Raw genomic sequence first — 19,158 nt, forward strand, 5'->3', positions numbered from 1 at the left:
TGATCTCAGTTCGGTTCCACCTCGGTGGAAGGTTCATAGCAAGGTGTTTCCTCGCTGCGTTGTGGATATCCCGGCTGAAACGAACAGAGTTGTCCAAGTCAAGTACACTAACCTAAGGTTCATCCAATCGACATCGGATGAACCGGGAAAGTATGCTTTTGGTTCAGAATAAGGACTGCATTTAGTTACCAGCTGTGCAGTCGCGATTGACGTAAGTCTTTCTTTTTCTGGATCAAATCAAGCGCGAGAAGGGCGTTTGGTGAATGCCTTGGCAGTAAGAGGCGATGAAAGACGTGATACTCTGCGATAAGCCATGGGGAGGTGAGAATAACCTTTGATCCATGGATTTCTGAATGGGGCAACCCACCTGATACTGTGTTATTATTGCTCTTCGGAGCAGCTAATAATGCGGTAAAACAGGTACTTATAGACTGAATACATAGGTTTATAAGAGCAAACCCGGGGAACTGAAACATCTAAGTACCCGGAGGAAAGGAAATCAATTGATACTCCCCTAGTAGCGGCGAGCGAACGGGGACCAGCCGAGCCATGAGTGTGGTCAGAATGCGTTGGAATGCGCAACCATAGTGGGTGATAGTCCCGTACGAGAAGCATGATTGGACGTATTAAGTAGGGCGGGACACGTGAAATCCTGTCTGAAGATCGGAGGACCACCTTCGAAGGCTAAGTACTCCTTACTGACCGATAGTGAACCAGTACCGTGAGGGAAAGGTGAAAAGCACCCCGACGAGGGGAGTGAAACAGTACCTGAAACCGAACGCCTACAATCAGTCGGAGCTTGACTGGAGTTCAATTTGGATGTCATTGGAAGCTATGAAATATTTTGCTTCCATACTGACTTTCACACTGACAACATCAACCGCTTTTGCAGGTGACTATGTCATCGGCTTAGGCGTAGATGATGTCTTTGACCAAACAGATACTACGACCGGAGCGGTTGTTATAGAGTATCACGCAGACCCGTTTTACGACGGTGCCCGCGCTGACTACTCATTTGCAGCAGCAGGTCAGGTTGATGGAGATGGTGACATCTTCATCGGCATTGGTGTCCATGCGGAATGGTCCATCGGGACCGGGCCGTGGTTCGTAGAAGGCAGCTTTATGCCTGGTTACTACGACGAAGGGTCTGACGGCAGTGATCTGGGCGGCAACGTTCAGTTCAGGACGCTTCTCGGTGTCGGCTACAGGCTGACCGAAACGAGCAGCATTTCGCTGGCCATCGACCATCGGTCAAATGCAGACATCGAGGATATCAACCCCGGCAATGAAACGCTGGCGTTGCGCTATACCATCGGTTTCTGAAGCAATCCAAATTGATCTCCAGTCTTGTGACGGCGTACCTTTTGTATAATGGGTCATCGACTTGGTCTCACGAGCAAGCTTAAGCCGTTAGGTGTAGGCGCAGCGAAAGCGAGTCTTAATAGGGCGTCGAGTTCGTGGGATCAGACCCGAAACCGAGTGATCTAGGCATGGCCAGGTTGAAGGTAAGGTAACACTTACTGGAGGACCGAACCCACATCCGTTGAAAAGGATCGGGATGAGCTGTGCCTAGGGGTGAAAGGCCAATCAAACTCGGAGATAGCTGGTTCTCTGCGAAATCTATTTAGGTAGAGCGTCATCCGAATACCCTCGGGGGTAGAGCACTGGATGGGTAATGGGGCCCCACAGGCTTACTGATCCTAACCAAACTCCGAATACCGAGGAGTACTAGATGGCAGACACACGGCGAATGCTAACGTCCGTCGTGGAGAGGGAAACAACCCTGACCTACAGCTAAGGCCCCTAATTCATGGCTAAGTGGGAAAGCAGGTGGGACGACCAAAACAACCAGGAGGTTGGCTTAGAAGCAGCCATCCTTTAAAGATAGCGTAACAGCTCACTGGTCTAAATAAGTTGTCCTGCGGCGAAGATGTAACGGGGCTCAAGCCATGAGCCGAAGCTTAGGATGCATTTATTGCATGGTAGCAGAGCGTAGTGTGACATAACTCCATGTCTCCTTAACCCTTCGGGGTATTGGAGACACGGAGTTTTCTGTGAAGCCGGCGCGTGAGCGATCCGGTGGAGAGATCACTAGTGAGAATGATGACATGAGTAGCGACAAAGAGTGTGAGAGACACTCTCGCCGAAAGTCCAAGGGTTCCTGCTTAAAGCTAATCTGAGCAGGGTAAGCCGACCCCTAAGGCGAGGCCGAAAGGCGTAGTCGATGGGAACCAGGTTAATATTCCTGGGCCAGATGGAAGTGACGGATCTCGAAGGTTGTTCATCCTTATCGGATTGGATGGGCCGCTCAGAGGTTCCTGGAAATAGCTCCATCATAAGATCGTACCCTAAACCGACACAGGTGGACTGGTAGAGCATACCAAGGCGCTTGAGAGAACGATGTTGAAGGAACTCGGCAAAATACCTCCGTAAGTTCGCGAGAAGGAGGCCCAGTTTCTACGCAAGTATTGGCTGGGGGCACAAACCAGGGGGTGGCGACTGTTTATTAAAAACACAGGGCTCTGCGAAGTCGCAAGACGACGTATAGGGTCTGACGCCTGCCCGGTGCCTGAAGGTTAAAAGGAGGGGTGAGAGCTCTGAATTGAAGCCCAGGTAAACGGCGGCCGTAACTATAACGGTCCTAAGGTAGCGAAATTCCTTGTCGGGTAAGTTCCGACCTGCACGAATGGCGTAACGACTTCCCCGCTGTCTCCAACATCGACTCAGCGAAATTGAATTACCTGTCAAGATGCAGGTTTCCCGCGGTTAGACGGAAAGACCCCGTGCACCTTTACTACAGCTTCACACTGGCATCAGGCCAAGCATGTGCAGGATAGGTGGTGGGCTTTGAAGCAGGAACGCCAGTTTCTGTGGAGCCTCCCTTGAGATACCACCCTTGCTTTGCTTGATGTCTAACCGCGGTCCGTTAGCCGGATCCGGGACCCTGTGTGGCGGGTAGTTTGACTGGGGCGGTCGCCTCCTAAAGCGTAACGGAGGCGCGCGAAGGTTGGCTCAGAGCGGTCGGAAATCGCTCGTTGAGTGCAATGGCAGAAGCCAGCCTGACTGCGAGACTGACAAGTCGAGCAGAGTCGAAAGACGGCCATAGTGATCCGGTGGTCCCAAGTGGGAGGGCCATCGCTCAACGGATAAAAGGTACGCCGGGGATAACAGGCTGATACTGCCCAAGAGTCCATATCGACGGCAGTGTTTGGCACCTCGATGTCGGCTCATCTCATCCTGGGGCTGGAGCAGGTCCCAAGGGTACGGCTGTTCGCCGTTTAAAGAGGTACGTGAGCTGGGTTTAGAACGTCGTGAGACAGTTCGGTCCCTATCTTCCGTGGGTGTAGGATACTTGAGAGGAGTTGCCCCTAGTACGAGAGGACCGGGGTGAACGATCCACTGGTGGACCTGTTGTTGCGCCAGCAGCAGTGCAGGGTAGCTATGATCGGAAAGGATAACCGCTGAAGGCATCTAAGCGGGAAGCCCCCCTCAAAACAAGGTATCCCTGAGGGCCGAGGTAGACCACCTCGTCGATAGGCCAGAGATGTAAGCACAGCAATGTGTTCAGTTGACTGGTACTAATTGCCCGATAGGCTTGATTTGATCCAGTAGAAGAGAGATTTTCTATCAGGTTCAAAAGCATACACAACACACAGTCGTACGCGACTTGGACAGAGGTTTTTCATGGTTTGGTGATCATAGCGCAAGTGAAACACCCAGCCCCATCCCGAACCTGGCAGTTAAGCACTGTAGCGCCGATGGTACTGCGTCTTAAGGCGTGGGAGAGTAGGTCATCGCCAAACCTAGTAAAACCTCTGATCGTATCTCTCTTTCGATGCGCCTCATATCAGACCTGAACTGAGGCACCGCAGATTGGCGCGGGATGGAGCAGCCCGGTAGCTCGTCAGGCTCATAACCTGAAGGTCGTAGGTTCAAATCCTACTCCCGCAACCAAAAAAACCCACCGTTCGTTCGGTGGGTTTTTTGTCGTTTGGCAGTTTGGTTTTTTGTGGTCAGCTGGCGCGGCCAGTGTCCCGGATTAATTTTTGCGTGTTTTCTGTTCCGCGAAAGCGCAAAGCAGCGGCTCATGATCTAAAAACGGTGCCCGTCAATTCGTGATACCAGGTGGCGGTCTTCAGACATTGACAGTGATTGCGTCGGTACTGCGACCGCGGTCAGAAAAGCTGGTTAGATAAACTCGTCAATTTTAAGCGGCCACGTTGGTTTGAGCTTACATCAGGATTTTGGTAAAGGCGCCCGTGCCTCGTTTGCTATGTCTCGGACAGTGACTGGTCCTGAATTTTCCGAACCGGATGCAAAAGGTAGCTGAGAATGGATCGCTCGCCGGTAAGGATATCGGCTGTGACCGTCATACCAGGGCGAACGGACACATCCGAAAGCCCGGCTGACCCGCCTGATGGTAAGTCTACAGTGACGCGATAGACCACTTCTCCTGTATCCGCAGTGAAACTGGTCGGAGAAACTTCCGAAACGCTGGCCGATATTGCCCCAAACCGGGTAAAATCAAAACTCATAATCTTGAGGCTGACGTTCATGCCTGCGCGGATTGACCCAATGCGGTCCGCTGAAACGTTTACGACAGCGCGGTACGCTGCACCCGGAGGCACGATTTCCGCGATGACGTCGCCTGGTGCCACAACTTCATTTGCACGCAGTACTTCCAGACTGTGAACCTGACCTCCAACGACAGTCCGAACGTCAGACCGGGCTATCCGCGCTGCCGCGTCTGCCGCCGCCTGCCGGAGCGTCACAAGCTCTTCATTGATCTTTGTCCATCTGACCGCCGCATCCCGTCGTCTTTGAGCAAGTAGCTCGCTTCGCTGAAGCAGGTTTTCCTGGCGCGTAGATTCGAGATCTACCCTGCGACCTTCCGTTTCTTCAACGCTTCTGCGCAGTTGTAATGCCTCCCGCTGCAGGCGCTCCCGGTCAATCAGTCGTACTGTGCCGTTGTCTTTGAAACGGTCGAACCGAACCAGCTGGGATTCAACGATCTGCTGCTCGTCGCGGATGATATCCGCGCGCGCGGCCGTATTGCTGATCTGGGCGAGAATTCTTTCGTCTTCTGCGGAGATTCTATCGAGCTGCGCGACCAGAAACATCTGCTCGGCCCAGAAAGCCTCTGATGCCGGATCGCCGGTATTCTGATTTTCGGGCAGTTGCCGGCCATCTGCGTTAAGTAGAAACCGAACTCTGTCAGCTTCGTTTTCCAGCGTTTCGATACGGGCGCGTAACGCCGTAGCTTCCCGCTGAAGATGAGCCGTGTCAAAGCGCAACACCGTGCTGCCAGGGGCAAGCACCGCGTTTCGATCTGCCACCAGTTCTTTGACGACACCGCCATCGGGGTGTTCAATACGCTCGATGTGCCCCTGCGTTTCGATGGTACCGGTGCCAGAAACTTTTTCTTCGACGGTAACCTGTGCAGCCCAGGTCAGAGCAAAAACAACACTTGCAGTGCAGGCACCGACGGTCAGCCTGGCTGCGTTGCTGTCACGTACTTCATCGAGCGCAGAGTGGGTCGAAATCTCCGGACCAGCAGCGTTCTGAATTGTCCGCTCCTGGTTCTTTCGTGTGGCGTTTTCAGGCTTTTCAGAGCGTGTCATGATGCTTCTTTCTGAACTTTTTCTAACATCCTGAACTGTGTTCGCCCTTCAGCGATGCGAACTACCGCATCAGAGGAACGGATCAGGCTTGGCCGGTGCGTGACGACCAGACTGGTCATTTCCCCGCGCCGACTTTTGAGAGCATTTTCAATGGCGCGATCAATGACCGGATCGACATCTTCTGAAGCTTCATCAAGCAACAGAACTGCAGGCTTCAGAAGCAACGCCTGCGCGACAGCGACCGCTGTCCGTACTCCACCAGACAGAGCGATGGAATCAACACTGGGATCAATCCTGGTTTGTGACCCATTGGGCAGATTGTTAACCATTCTGGAGAGGCCAACCTCACGAAGGACTTCTTCTATCTGATCATCTGATATCAGTGGGTCAACGAACCGCAGGTTCTGCGCAATTGTGCCATAGATCAGCATGGGTTTCTGCGGAACGAACATGATATTGTGACCGAGCGCGCGGTTCGACATTTCAGGAAGGCTCACCTTGCCAAGCCGAACGCTTCCAGCCTGTGGCTGTATCTGACCGGACAAGACGCCGAGCAGGGCAGATTTCCCTGATCCTGATGCGCCGATCACCGACACAAACAGTCCTTCAGGTATATCAAGGCTCACACCCGCGAGCGTCGGAATATGAGCGTTTGGACCGCGCAAAAACACATTGGATGCGGACAGCCGGGCATCCTGATGCTTTTCCCTTCCGATATCCGCCGGGCTGTCATCCTCTGCAAACCGTATCATCGTATCGACCTGTTGAAACAGTCGCATGAGGTCCTTGGATTTTGGCAGAATAAGCAAGCCCTGTTGCAGTGGTGCAAGCGCACGCCAGGCCAGCATCGTCACCGCGACCAGTTCGCCGCCGCTCAGGACACCGGCTATTGCTCTTTCAGCACCCAAAAAAATGACTGAACTGGCTGTAAGGGGTACAAAGACATAGGATAAAGCCTCCAGCCGTGACGCGCTTCTTGCGAGACGGTATCTCGCCAGTACAACGTTGTTCAGCGCGCGCTGACTGCTTTCTGCCCATGGCCAGGCGAGGCCGTTCCGGGCAATAAATTCGCGTTTGCGGACAAGTTCCATCTGGCGGCGCGTTAATCTGTTGCGCGCTGCAGACAATGCGCCTGCACGCCTGATCAGTGCAGGTACAAGCGATAAGCCTGCGAAAAAGAAAAGCACAACTATTGCCACAATGACGAGCGCCAGTGCCGGAGACAGAAACGCAATCGCTGCAAGCAGCAGAAAAGAAACGGGAAGTTCGAGCGCCACAATGGCAAAGGGGCCTGCGAAAACATCCCGTAAACCTTCCAGTTCGCGCAGGCGCACTGTTTGCTCGCTGATGGGCGCCTGATCAATCATCCTTCGGGGAAGCCGCAGCAGTTTGCGGAAAAGGGCACTTCCGATCAGATATTCAAACCGCCCGGAAATGCGTCCAAGCAAACGAGCTTTGATCGTACGGAATGTCAGGTCGAAAGCAAAAAGGCCGGTCGCTGCAACAAGGACCGCCGCTATGACAGTTGGTTGTTGTCCGGTGACAACCAAATCAAAGAGAAAAATTACCATGACCGAAAACGTTACGGTCAGTGCACCGCTGATGATCGTCAGCAAAAGGACGAGGCGCAGATCTGGCGCGAAACGGGAGAACGTTTCAAACGTGAAGCTTTCTGCCGGCGCGGCGTTTTCCCCTGCGGATGCTTCTGTGTCCGGCGCAAAGTCAATGAAATGGCAGCGCTTTCGGGCCGACAGCGCGCGGTTTTCCGCAGCTGCACTCCCGGACGCGGGGCGTGTCGCGGCATAACCTGAAACTTCGCCCCGGTCCGGCAGCCAAAGCCGGTTGTCGGAGCTGACATATACGCCAGCTGATTTCTGGCGCGGAAACTGTGCCGGTGTCACGCGCCTTGTCCGGCAACTGAAGCCAAGGTTCAGCAGCAGGGTGCGTATTGATGATGGGTCCAGCCGGTCAATCAGATAGGGCATCGCGGCCGCGAGTCGCCCGGCATCAGGAGGCCAGGCCAGTTTTTCCAGCAGGTTCAGCAGGATATATGCATCCTGTCCATTCATTGGTTGACCGGAGATTGCCCCTGAGATCAACCCATCCAGCAGCGCGTCGTAGTCCCAGCTGCTGAAACGGGCGCGGCTTGCAGGTGACGGTTTCAATACCCGATGTTCCGAAGTCAGACGAAAGGGTTCTGGCTGGTCCTGTGTGTTGATCCGGTGTTCCTGCCGGAGCATGAGCTTTTCCATCGCCTCACACCTCCGCCAGTACTGGAGAGCCGCTGGACAGCAGGTCCAGCGTATGCGTGGCAAGCGCCATATAGGAAGGCCGGTTGGTGACCAGGATGAGAATGTGATCTGCCGACCGCCCTTTGAGCCAGTTCAGCATTTTCTGGTCTGTTTCGTGGTCGAGCCCTGAGTTGGCAGTCTGGAAAACGACAACATCTGGAGAGGTCACCAGACCGCAGATATTGGTCGCGATCCTTTGTGCTGACTGTGGCAAACCATCATTGTCCGCGCGGACCTGTGTCAGCAGACCCCTTGGGCTCTGCCGCATGATTTTCTGCAGCCCGAGATCCCGGGCCAGAGTAAGCGCTGCATCGCGGTTTTTCTCGGGCTGGAAGGCGCATATATTGCTGAAAATGCTGCCTTCGAGCAGATGGGAGTGTTCTGAAAGCAGACGGATCCGGTCCTGCCGGTCCTGAAGCCTGAAACTTTCCAGTGCTCTCCCGTTCACTTCGATTGCGCCCTCCTCCAGCGCGAGTTCACCAAGAAAAAGGCGCACAGCGGCGGCTACTCTGCTTTGCTCTTCACTGCGCAGCAAAAGGCAGTGCCCGGGCCGAAGACAGAGGTTGATATTCTTCAGAACAATGTCCGTATCGTTGGCGGGGAGGGCGGTAACATTTCTGAATTCCAGCGTTTTCACCGCGGGCAATGGCAGCAGGCCGTTTTCCCGCTGCGGTAACTCAGCCAGAGCCTGAAAGTCCTGTGTGCTTTGCCGTGTGCTTTCGAGACCCGAGAGATATCCTTCTACCCGCAGGACGGGCTGCACGATCCGGCCACTGAGCACGACCACGGCAGCAAGGACGCCAATACTGGCCTGTCCGTTCACCACGAGGTATCCAGCCGTTGCGGCCGTCACGAGAGGAACGAGGTTTCCGATTGCTGCGGTCAGACCCTGGGCCTGATGGATTCCCCGGGTCATGTCGCGGGTCTGTGTTGCCGAGCGTGCCAGCAGGCGTTCCTGCCTCCGATTCATCAGTTCGCCGATCTGGAGGGCGCGCACAGACCGGATCCCTTCCAGAACTTCGCTGAAAAAGCTGTAGCGCCGCGCTTCTGTTTCCAGGCGTTCATGGCGTGAATGATCAATCCTGCGTCTCAGATATCCGAGTACGACGAATGTGATCAGCAGTGTGATGGTCACCGTAAGCGCCACAATGGGAGACAGGACCGCCATAACCAAAAGAAAAATGCCCGCGAAAGGCAGATCAAGCATTGCCGCGGCAGCGCCATCTGCGCGCTGGCTCCGCAAGCGGTCTATGGCCGTCATCTGTGTTACCAGCGTGCCACTGTCCACTTTTCGTCGCTTTGCGGGGTCTTCCATGATCAGGGACCAGAAAGTCCTTTTGTACGCACGCTCCTCAAACCGCGCGGCGAAGAAGGCCAGCAGGCGCGCGCGTGACAGGCGCAATGCTGCATCAATTATGAGTGCTGCTGCGACCATTGCCGCCAGCACGATCAGTGTTTCGTGTGCCTGATTGGGGATGACACGGTCGTATATCTGGAGCATTGCCAGCGGCACGGCCAGTGACAACAGATTTGCGACCAGCGACGCCGCAAGGATCGCCGGGTCCCATGTTACAGATCTCAGTACTGACAGTTCACTCATTAAGCTGCTCCAGACACAGCTTAGTAGCCATCAGACCTTAAATTTAAGCTAATTCAGTGCGTTCACCAGGTGACACGTTCAAGGTCGGTGAAGGAAACTGATCCGCCATCATCGAAGGTGACGATACCGGATGCGTCGCTCGAAAGTTCCAGGACGCCACTGTTGAGAGACGTGACGCTGTGTCCTCCGTCCAGCACGAGCGTCCAGCCGTCCCCATCCACGGTGTCACCGCTGACGGAGGTTGCACCAGCGCCTATGCCGTCCAGCTGAAGCACATCAGTCCATGAGCTGCCACCGTCTACTGTGTCGTTGCCCTGCATGGCCGCGACGGTAAAGGCATCATTGCCGGAGCCGCCAGAGAGGAAATCATCCCCCGATCCGCCGATAATCTGGTCGTCACCGTCATTTGTGAAGACCGACGCGCCGGAGGTGTGACCGCCGAGGTCAACCGTGTCATCGTAGTAGGTGCCGTCAATGGCTTCGATTCCCGTGAAGGTGCCGTCCGCGCCGCCGGAGCCGGTGTAATTATAGGAGCCCGTGCCGTCCCCGGTGAAGGCGACATTGAGGTTTTCCCAGCCGACAAAGTCAAGGACATCGGTCCCTGCGCCGCCGTCGACGGAATCCGTTTCAGCAGATTCGGATATCTCAATGCGGTCATCACCAGCGCCGGCATCGATCGTGTCATCTCCCCATCTGCCCTGGATCACATCGTTCCCGTCGCCACCGTTGATCAGGTCGTCGCCGCCATTACCATAAAGGGTGTCATTTCCACCGCCGCCGTCAATTGTATCGGACCCGTCGCCTCCCGAAACGTAGTCGTTCCCGTCGCCGGTATTCAGGCCCAGACCACTGGAATCGTTCCAGGCATCGATGGTGTCATCGAATGCCGTGCCTTCGATGTTTTCGATATTGGTGAAACCGGCCGTTCCGGAACCAACGGTGACGTCACCCGCTTCGTTACCGGAAAACACGACGCGCATCCCATTGGTGCTTTCACCGGCGCCAGAGAGCGTATCGTTGTCTGTACCACCTTCGCCACCGTCAATGGTATCGGTCCCGGAAGTGGTGGAAGACACATAGATCAGATCAGCATCATCGCCACCGTTTATAAGATCACTGCCTTCTCCGCCTGTGAGCGTATCATTGCCCGCACCACCGGACAGGATGTCATTGCCATCAAGGCCGGAGATTTTGTCGTCCCCTCCGGATCCGACAATTGTATCATTGCTGCTGGTGCCGATAATTTCGTCAACACCGATCAGCGTCACACCGGTGAAATCGAAATCGGCTGCCGCCCATCTGGTGCCCAGCTCCTCGCCGGAAATTGCGCTGCCATCAATGATCTCGAAGCCATCAGCGGCAGAGAATGTGCTCTGGATGCGGTACGTGTCGTTTGAACCGTCATCTTCCAGGACAATTCTGTCCGTACCGGATGTGCCGCTGTCTGTCAGCGTATTGGGCGCACCCCCATCAGTGGAGTTCAGGAACACGATGTCCGACCCTTCACCACCGTCCACGGTGTCATTGTCCCGCTTGCTGTAGATTACGTCGTCACCGGCACCGCCAAAGATCGAGTCTTCCTGATTTGTGCCAGTAATGGTGTCATTGCCGGCACCGGCATCGAGTGTGATCCCGACGTTGTCCGCTGAGGCATCCACCACATCCGCCTGGTCCGTCAGGACGAGACGTTCAATCTCGGAGAAGGTTATCGTATCGGAGCCATCGGTGATCGTCCCTGCTTCGTTGCCGGTGTATGTCACCGTGACCGGGCCGGTCAGGGCGGAAAGGTCGATAACGTCATCATCCGTGCCGCCTTCGCCGCCGGTGATGGTGTCGTTGCCGAAGCTGTCCGCGACAATGAAAGTGTCGGCGTCATCGCCCCCGAGGAGAGTATCATTTCCCGTTCCGCCAGAGATCAGGTCTTCCCCGCCACCGCCGACAATGTAATCATTGCCCGCACCGCCTTCGAGAACGTCGTTGCCGGTGTCGCCAGAGTCATCTCCGGCGATGTAGTCGTTGCCAGCACCGCCGCGCAGCGTATCGTCGCCGAGATCTCCTTCGATCCAGTCATCATGTGTTGAGCCGATGATCTCACTGCCGACCGTGCCGCCGGTTACAAAAACGTTGGTACCATGGCTCGCGGTCGTCAGGTCAATCACATAGTCACCGTCGTCGAGGTAAAACTCGTCAACCAGTGAGAAGTTCGCCCCGTCGGCCAACGTCGCGGAGCCACCCGCCGCATCATAGCGGACTTCAAGGTAGTTCGCCGCGTTGTCACCAAAGACCGAATCGTCCGTGTCGAGGTAGACTTGGTGGGAATCAGCATATGCGTAGACGACATCGGCATCACCGATCCCATCTCCAAGGCGAATATTGGCATAGCCCGCACCATCGGTTGCAAAAACGGTATCGCTGCCGGCACCGCCAAAAATACGCGCACCTCCTGCACCGGTATGAAGCACGTCGTCCCCTGCTTCGCCGTAAATACTGTCAAAGCCGAGGCCGCCGTCTATTGTGTCGCTACCAGAGCCGCCAATGACCGTGTCAGCTCCATCACCTGCGTCGACAGATACACCGATACTGTCCGATGTGGCATCCACCACATCGGCCTGATCTGTCAGGACTAACCTCTCGACCTCGGAGAATGTGATCGTGTCGGTGCCGTCTGAAATTGTGCCGGCCTCGTCGCCGGTATAGGTGACCGTTACCGGACCGGTCAACGCGGAGAGATCAACGACATCGTCATCTGTGCCGCCTTCACCGCCCGTGATCGTGTCGTTGCCGAAACCGTCCTCGACGAGGAAACTGTCTGCATCGTCGCCGCCATCAAGCTCGTCTGCGCCCGTGCCGCCAAGTAGCGTGTCGTTGCCGGTACCACCCCAAACCGTATCGTTGCCAGCCCCACCAGCAAGCGAGTCATTCCCGTGGTCACCCAGCACCCTGTCGTTGCCCGCGCCACCATCAATGGAATCATTTTCTTGCCACCCGCGCAGGGTGTCGTTGCCGGTTCCGCCCAGAAGCGTGTCGTCGCCATACTCGCCAAACGCAACAACGCCATCTGTGGAGGCCGTCGCGTCGAAATAGTCGTTCCCCCGACCCGTCGCAAATACGTCGATGCCGGAAAAGGATCCGCTGCCACCGTCAGAGTCGGTGAAGGATCCATTTTCGTCGTTTGTCAGGGTCACATTTGTCGCAGCAGAACCAGTCCACGCAAGCGTGTCGCTGCCGGTGCCGCCAATGACGGTTACTGCACCATCGTCGACATCGACGTCGAACCGGTCATTGTCCGCGCCACCATCGAGCGTGTCATTGCCTGTGCCCGAATGAAGTTCGTCGTCACCTTCACCGCCGCTGAGACTGTCGTCACCTTCATCTGCGTATAGAGTATCGTTGCCCGCGCCGCCTTCGAGGGTGTCGTTACCCCCATCGCCATCGAGCGTGTCATCGCCGGCGCCACCGACAAGGGAGTCGTTTCCGTCGAGCCCATCAATGAAATCATCACTGGTTGAGCCAATGATCGTATCGCTGTTGTTTGTACCCTCGATCTCGTCGATGTCGATCAGGGTGATGCCGGTGAAATCGAAATTGGCGTTCGCGTCGTTTGTCGTCAGCGTGTCGTCGGCAGCAGCACTGCCGTCGATGATCTCAAAGCCCTGCGCCGCCGAGAAATCACCCTGCATGGCATAGGTGCCCGGACCCGAGTCAAGCACGATTTGGTCCGTGCCTGTGGTCCCGCTATCCGTCAGGACATTCGTCGCGCCAGAGTCGCGGTCGTGGAAATAAACGGTATCGGAATCCTCGCCACCATCGACCGTATCACCGTCCCTGCCGCTGTAAATCGCGTCTTCGCCATCGCCGCCGTAAAACTGGTCCGCGCCTCTACCTTCTCCGAAATCAAGGCCGTCAGAAAGTGTATCATTTCCGGCTTCGCCAAACACCGTATCGTCGCCATGACCCGAAAAAACGAGGTCATCGCCGTCGCCGCTGTTGATAACGTCGCCGCCGTCGCCACCCGTGATGGTGTCGGCCCCGCCAAGCGCCGTGATGTCGATCCCGGCCGTATCCAGACGAGCATCTACGACGTCCGCGTGTTCCGTCAGAATCAGCCGCTCAACCTCTGAGAAGGTGATCGTATTCGTGCCATCGGTGATCGTTCCCGCCTCGTCTCCCGTGTAGGTCACAGTGACCGGGCCCGTGAGCGCTGATAGATCGATTACGTCATCGTCGGTTCCGGTTGATGTGAATTCGCCACCGACAATAGTGTCATTCCCGAACCCGTCTTCGACAATGAATGTGTCAGCGTCGTCCTCACCATCGATGAAGTCATCGCCAATGCCGCCATAAAGAGTGTCGTTTCCGGTCCAGCCGGTTATTGTGTCGTTTCCGCTGCCGCCGTGGACGATATCATCACCCCCGCCGCCGTAGACCTCATCGTCGCCCGAGCCGCCATCCAGCGTGTCGGTGCCGGACCAACCGTGCAGAGTATCGCTGCCGGTACCGCCAGTGACCTGGTCGTTTCCGTTGAAGCCCTGAAGCGAGTCGTCGCCGCTGCCACCCACGATAGTGTCGTCCCCGTCGCCGGCATCGATATTAACGCCCACGCTGTCCGCTGTCGCATCCACAACGTCGGCCTGATCGGTCAGTATCAGACGTTCAACTTCCGAAAAGGTAATTGTGTCCGTGCCATCCGTGATCGCGCCTGCTTCGTCGCCGGTGTAAGTGACCGTAACGGGCCCGGTCAGACCTGAGGCATCAATCAAGTCGCTGTCTGTACCACCTTCGCCACCGGTTATCGTGTCATTTCCGAAGCCATCCGTAAGAGTGAAGGTGTCTGCGTCATCGCCACCATCGAGAATGTCGGCTCCTGCGGCACTGGTCAGAGTGTCATTTCCGGCTCCACCGGAAAGAGTATCCCCCGCGCCGGCCGCGCCGTTGGTGTGCACTGACGCAACTTCAGATGCGTCCAGCTGTTCACCGTAAACGATGAATTCGTCCAGTTGACCGTTGAAGAAGTCTTCCAGATTGTCAGCAGTCCCATCGCCGGACCGTATCTGGCTGGCACCCAGTGTCCAGGGTTCGTCGTTGCCGTCGATACCACCGGAGAAAGAACCGCTGCCGGCTTCGACGCCGTCAACATAGAGGCGGATACCATCAGGTCCGAAACTGACGGCGACATGATGCCATGTACCATCACCGACGAGACCGGGGTCAGAGGAAATCGTATAGCTGTTGGTGTCGCTTTGCAGGCGCACGGCCACACTGCCGTCGCCGCGCACATATGCGTCGATGTGCCCACCACCGTCGAAATTTGTGCTGTCCCGCGAGAACAGCGTGTCGTCGCCGGATTCGCCGATGTCATTCGCGTTGAAACGGATCGAAACTGTACCGGAGGTCAGATCAAAATCCGGGCTGTCGGCGATTTCGACAAAATCGTCCACACCGTCCAGAACGACAGCTGCACCGCCACCGTTCCATCCGCTGCCGCCCGCTGCAGCGCCGCCCTGGTAGATACCGTCGTGCCCGTTTCCGCTGCTGTCGGCAGCAGTCAAAGAGGCGCCGTCCTCGAAGGACATCCGGATGATCGGATCGGGCAGAGCGCTGCCGGATCCGTCTATCAGGTCGTTACCCGTTCCCCCGTCGATATTGTCCGCCCCGGTTCCGCCGGTCAGCGTATCATCGCCTGCTCCGGCCGCGACCGATACGCCAGCGCCGTCGGAGAAGGCATCAAACACATCCGCATTATCGGTCAGCGTCAGACTCTCCGTTTCCGAAAAAGCAATGGTGTCTGTCCCGTCCGTGATCGTGCCGGCTTCATCGCCGGTATAGGTCACCGTTACCGGGCCGCTCAGCGCTGCGAGGTCGATCGTATCACTGTCCGTGCCGCCTTCGCCGCCGGTGATGGTGTCGTTCCCGAAGCCGTCTTCTATGCGGAACGTATCCGCGTCATCGTCGCCATAGAGCTCATCCGCGCCCGACCCGCCTGATATATCGTCAGCGCCCGCGCCAGCATAAACGGTATCATCGCCCGCCTGACCGAGAATAGTGTCATCCCCTGCTTCTGCATCGATGTTGTCCGCACCTGCACCTCCGTCAACGCTGTCGCTGCCGGTACCGGACCAGATCACATCGTCACCGTCATTGCCCGCAACTGTATCGTCGCCCGCGCCTGTGAACAGATTGTCGCCGCCACTGCCACCGGTCACGCTGTCTGCGCCACCCTCGGTGGAGACCAGAACGCCCAAGCTGTCGCTGCTGGCATCAATGACGTTGTCACCGCTTACGCCAAAAACTTCCTCGACGCTCTCAAAGGTACCGGACCCGCCGTCTGCGGTCGTAAAGGTGCCCTGACCATCACCTGTGAAACTGACAGTCGCTTCGGTGCCATCAAAAACGACCGCGTCGTCCTGCGTACCCCCGCGTATGGTGTGACCGGTGCCGGAGGTGTCAATGATCACAAAGGTGTCGTTTCCTGAGCCGCCCTCAAGTGTATCGGACCCTGCGGAGGTCACCAGTTCATCATCGCCATCACCGGCATCAATGTTCACACCCTGGGTGTCAGCGGTTGCGTCCACCACATCCGCGCCGTCCGTCAGGATCAGCCGCTCAACTTCCGAGAAGGTGATCGTGTCCGCACCATCCGTGATCGTACCGGCTTCATCACCGGTATAAGTTACCGTGACCGGGCCGCTCAGCCCCGACAGGTCGATGACGTCATCATCTGTGCCGCCTTCTCCACCGGTGATCGTGTCATCGCCGAAACCATCTTCGAGAATGAACGTATCGGCGTCGTTGCCACCATCGATGGTGTCGTTGCCGGAGCCGCTGCGGATTGTATCGTTCCCGTCGCCGCCGTGCAGAGAGTCATCGCCGCTGCCGCCGTCAATCGTGTCGCTGTGCCGCCCGCCCGTGACAGTATCCTGTCCATCGCCGCCACTGATTTCGTTACGGCCGCCGGCAAGGCTGATGACATCATCACCGTCGCCGCCGAAGACTGTATCACTCGACCCGGCATCGTTTTCAGAAGAGACAATCGTATCGTTGCCCGTGCCGCCATCGACCCAATCGTCGTCGCCAAAGCTGGTGACTGCATCTATCGTGATGGAATCGTCACCTGCACCACCGGATATGCTGTCGCCCTGGTCGCCACCGATCAGGGTATCGTTTCCGCTGCCGCCGGTCAGGGTATCTTCTCCGCGTCCGCCCTCGGCAATCACGCCAACGCCGTCAGCGGTTGCATCCACGCTGTCGTTCTGGTCCGTCAGAATGACCTGCTCAACATCTGAGAAGGTCAGGGTGTCCGAGCCATCCGTGATCGTCCCTTCCTCATCACCGGTGTAGGTGACCGTCACGGGACCGGAGAGGCCGGACGTATCGATGACGTCGCTGTCATTGCCGCCACCGCCGCCTGAGAAGGTGTCGTTTCCGAAACCGTCTGTCAGAACCAGCGTGTCGGCGTCATCTCCGCCGAGGATGCTGTCATCGCCGGCACCGCCGTCCAGAGTATCTGCGCCATCAGAACCGATCAGCGTATCATTCCCGGCACCACCGGACAGGCTGTCATTGTCCTGACCGCCGGTCAGACTGTCGTTTCCGTCACCGCCATCAAGGGTATCGGATCCTTCGCTGCCCAGCAGCGTGTCAGCCCCTGTGCCGCCGTCAATCTGGTCATCTCCTGCAGCGCCGATCAGGCTGTCGTCGCCTGTGCCGCCAGAAATGGTATCGTCTCCGCCTGCGGCGTTGACGGTGTCATTGCCGGTGCCGCCCGACACAAGATCATCGCCTGCCCCGGATGTCAGGCTGTCATCGCCCGCACCGCCCGAGACCGTGTTGTTGCCTTCACCAGCTGAGAGCGTGTCATTGCCGTCACCGCCGTCAATCACATCATTGCCGTTCCCGCCCGAAACGGAATCCTGTTCAGATGTGCCGGTAACTGTCTCGCCGGTGTTCCCAGCGGTGTATGCACCCTGAAAATCAACGACGTTGATTGTCAGAACTTCGTCATAGATTGCACCGGCCTGATCGAACGTCCGCACGGTGAGATCAAAGCTGCTGTCGGTTTCGAAATTGATGTCCTGACCCGCCCGGACGCGGATCTCATTACCCACAATCTCGAATTTCCCGGACGGATCGGACACCAGGCTGTAGGTGTGCGCGTCGCCGGCATTTGAATCGACGGTAGCAAGTGTTGCGACCGTTTCGCCCGATGGATCGTAGGCGGCTGTTATTGAACCACCGTCATCCACGCTCTCGTTGACTGTGCCGCCCGTCATAATGATGTCTGTGGGCGCTGTGTTTGTCACGATCGCTGCCGCAATGTCACCATCTGCGAAGCGGAACACTTCGGCCCCTGTGACGGTATCGTCACCGTCCGGTGCACCGGACCGGTTATCCGAGACAGTGACGCCATCACTTGTTTCGGTGATCGTATAGTCATCCCGGTTGCCGGAAAATGAAACCGTGTCTGATCCGTCACCACCCGAAAGCAGGTCATCGCCGCCATCAGCAATCAGCAGATCGTCGCCTGTGCCGCCAGAAAGGGTGTCATTGCCTGCGCCACCGCTGATCTTATCATCTCCGGCCCGTCCGGCGATGAAATCGTCTCCGGCGCCGCCGTCAGCTGTGTCATTGCCCGCGCCGGTATCAATGCGCATGCCTGCACTGTCAGCGCCACCGATGACAACATCTGCAAAATAGGTGAGGTCGAGCTGCTCAATCCCGTTGAAGGCGATTGTGTTTGTGCCGTCCGTGATCTGTCCGGCCTCATCGCCGGTGTAGGTAACAGTGACAGGGCCGGAAAGCGCATCCAGATCAATTTTGTCCTGATCCAGGCCATCTTCGCCGCCGTCAATCGTGTCGTCATCAAAGTTGTCCTCGATGACAAATGTATCGTTGCCGTCTCCCTGTGGCACCGGTTCCTGAGCTGCCATCGGCACTTCCGCTTCTGTGTCAGCGGCATCGTCTGAGCGGGCAGATTGCTGGGTTTCACCTGGTGTATCAGGTTGAACCTGTGCGGCAGCGGATACCTCAGGTGCTTCCGGTTCGTCCGGTTCTGATCGGGAAGGGGGCACCGTGCCAGCGGCCTGTGCGGCAGGCACAGTGGATGTTTGCGGCGTCTGCGTATCAGGGGTGTTGCCCGATGCCCGCACACCACCTGTGCCCGGCCCGGCTGCAGATTGGACCGCTTCAGATATGTCTGCAAACTCACCTCCAGAAGCAGGGGCTGCGCCCGGTTCTTCGGGTTTTGCGGGGGATGGATCTTCTTCGGGAATCTGTGTCTGAGCGTCGGCCTGATCAAATACGGAAAGAGCGCCCAGAAACGATGCCCCGGCTGCGCCGACCTGCGCGTCGGCACCACCGGTTGAGCCCTGATTCTGCAGCGTTGCAGATTCTTTTTCCGATTTTGATTTCAGCTCTGCCGCCACGCGTGCATTCGCACCGGCGCCAGGCTTCGCTGACCCATCACTCATTACCAAATTCCACTCACCATGCGCGGCAAACAACGCCGCAGCGCCTGCATAAGAGAGCAAAACTGTTAACAGGAGGTAAAAAAACGGCCTCACCCGGCCCACTGCTGCAGGTCAGGCGGGCTGGATCGTTCTATTGTTCTGATAACTTAAGATAAATCTTTGCGCGTTATTCCCGGGCC

General features: G+C 56.9%; 4 protein-coding genes, 1 tRNA gene and 2 rRNA genes. 3 read left to right on the forward strand and 4 right to left on the reverse strand.

What is annotated here, in order from left to right; all coding sequences use genetic code 11:
- The first annotated feature begins 235 nt into the window (after positions 1 to 235).
- The 3 genes from AB4K19_RS18770 (at position 236) to AB4K19_RS18780 (ending at position 3,954) form a co-directional block, all read left to right on the forward strand.
- A 23S ribosomal RNA gene (locus AB4K19_RS18770) occupies positions 236 to 3,603 on the forward strand.
- Positions 3,604 to 3,688: 85 nt separating this feature from the next.
- Positions 3,689 to 3,803 (forward strand): 5S ribosomal RNA (gene rrf, locus AB4K19_RS18775).
- A gap of 74 nt (positions 3,804 to 3,877) precedes the next feature.
- Positions 3,878 to 3,954 (forward strand) — tRNA-Met (locus AB4K19_RS18780).
- Positions 3,955 to 4,271: 317 nt separating this feature from the next.
- On the opposite strand, the gene AB4K19_RS18785 is transcribed toward AB4K19_RS18780, so the two are convergent.
- The 4 genes from AB4K19_RS18785 to AB4K19_RS18800 all read right to left on the reverse strand — a co-directional run bounded on the left by AB4K19_RS18785 (position 4,272) and on the right by AB4K19_RS18800 (position 18,979).
- Positions 4,272 to 5,621, reverse strand: coding sequence for an HlyD family efflux transporter periplasmic adaptor subunit (locus tag AB4K19_RS18785; protein WP_375229762.1), 1,350 nt, complete (start codon positions 5,619 to 5,621; stop codon positions 4,272 to 4,274).
- On the reverse strand, positions 5,618 to 7,237 hold the full coding sequence (locus AB4K19_RS18790; protein WP_436398543.1) for an ATP-binding cassette domain-containing protein: 1,620 nt from the start codon (positions 7,235 to 7,237) through the stop codon (positions 5,618 to 5,620). Before AB4K19_RS18790 ends, AB4K19_RS18785 begins: the two co-directional genes overlap by 4 nt.
- 640 nt (positions 7,238 to 7,877) lie before the next feature.
- On the reverse strand, positions 7,878 to 9,512 hold the full coding sequence (locus tag AB4K19_RS18795) for an ABC transporter transmembrane domain-containing protein (protein ID WP_375229764.1): 1,635 nt from the start codon (positions 9,510 to 9,512) through the stop codon (positions 7,878 to 7,880).
- A gap of 62 nt (positions 9,513 to 9,574) precedes the next feature.
- On the reverse strand, positions 9,575 to 18,979 hold the full coding sequence (locus AB4K19_RS18800; protein ID WP_436398545.1) for a LamG domain-containing protein: 9,405 nt from the start codon (positions 18,977 to 18,979) through the stop codon (positions 9,575 to 9,577).
- Between the last annotated feature and the right edge of the window lie 179 nt (positions 18,980 to 19,158).

Origin of the sequence: Roseobacter phycocola (assembly GCF_042055075.2) — a bacterium.
GTDB lineage: Bacteria > Pseudomonadota > Alphaproteobacteria > Rhodobacterales > Rhodobacteraceae > Roseobacter.

Bases quoted from the DNA above. Each gene is read 5' to 3' on its own strand.
- AB4K19_RS18785 (WP_375229762.1), bottom strand. From the start codon at position 5,621: ATGACACGCTCTGAAAAGCCTGAAAACGCCACACGAAAGAACCAGGAG.
- AB4K19_RS18795 (WP_375229764.1), bottom strand. From the start codon at position 9,512: ATGAGTGAACTGTCAGTACTGAGATCTGTAACATGGGACCCGGCGATC.
- AB4K19_RS18800 (WP_436398545.1), bottom strand. From the start codon at position 18,979: ATGAGTGATGGGTCAGCGAAGCCTGGCGCCGGTGCGAATGCACGCGTG.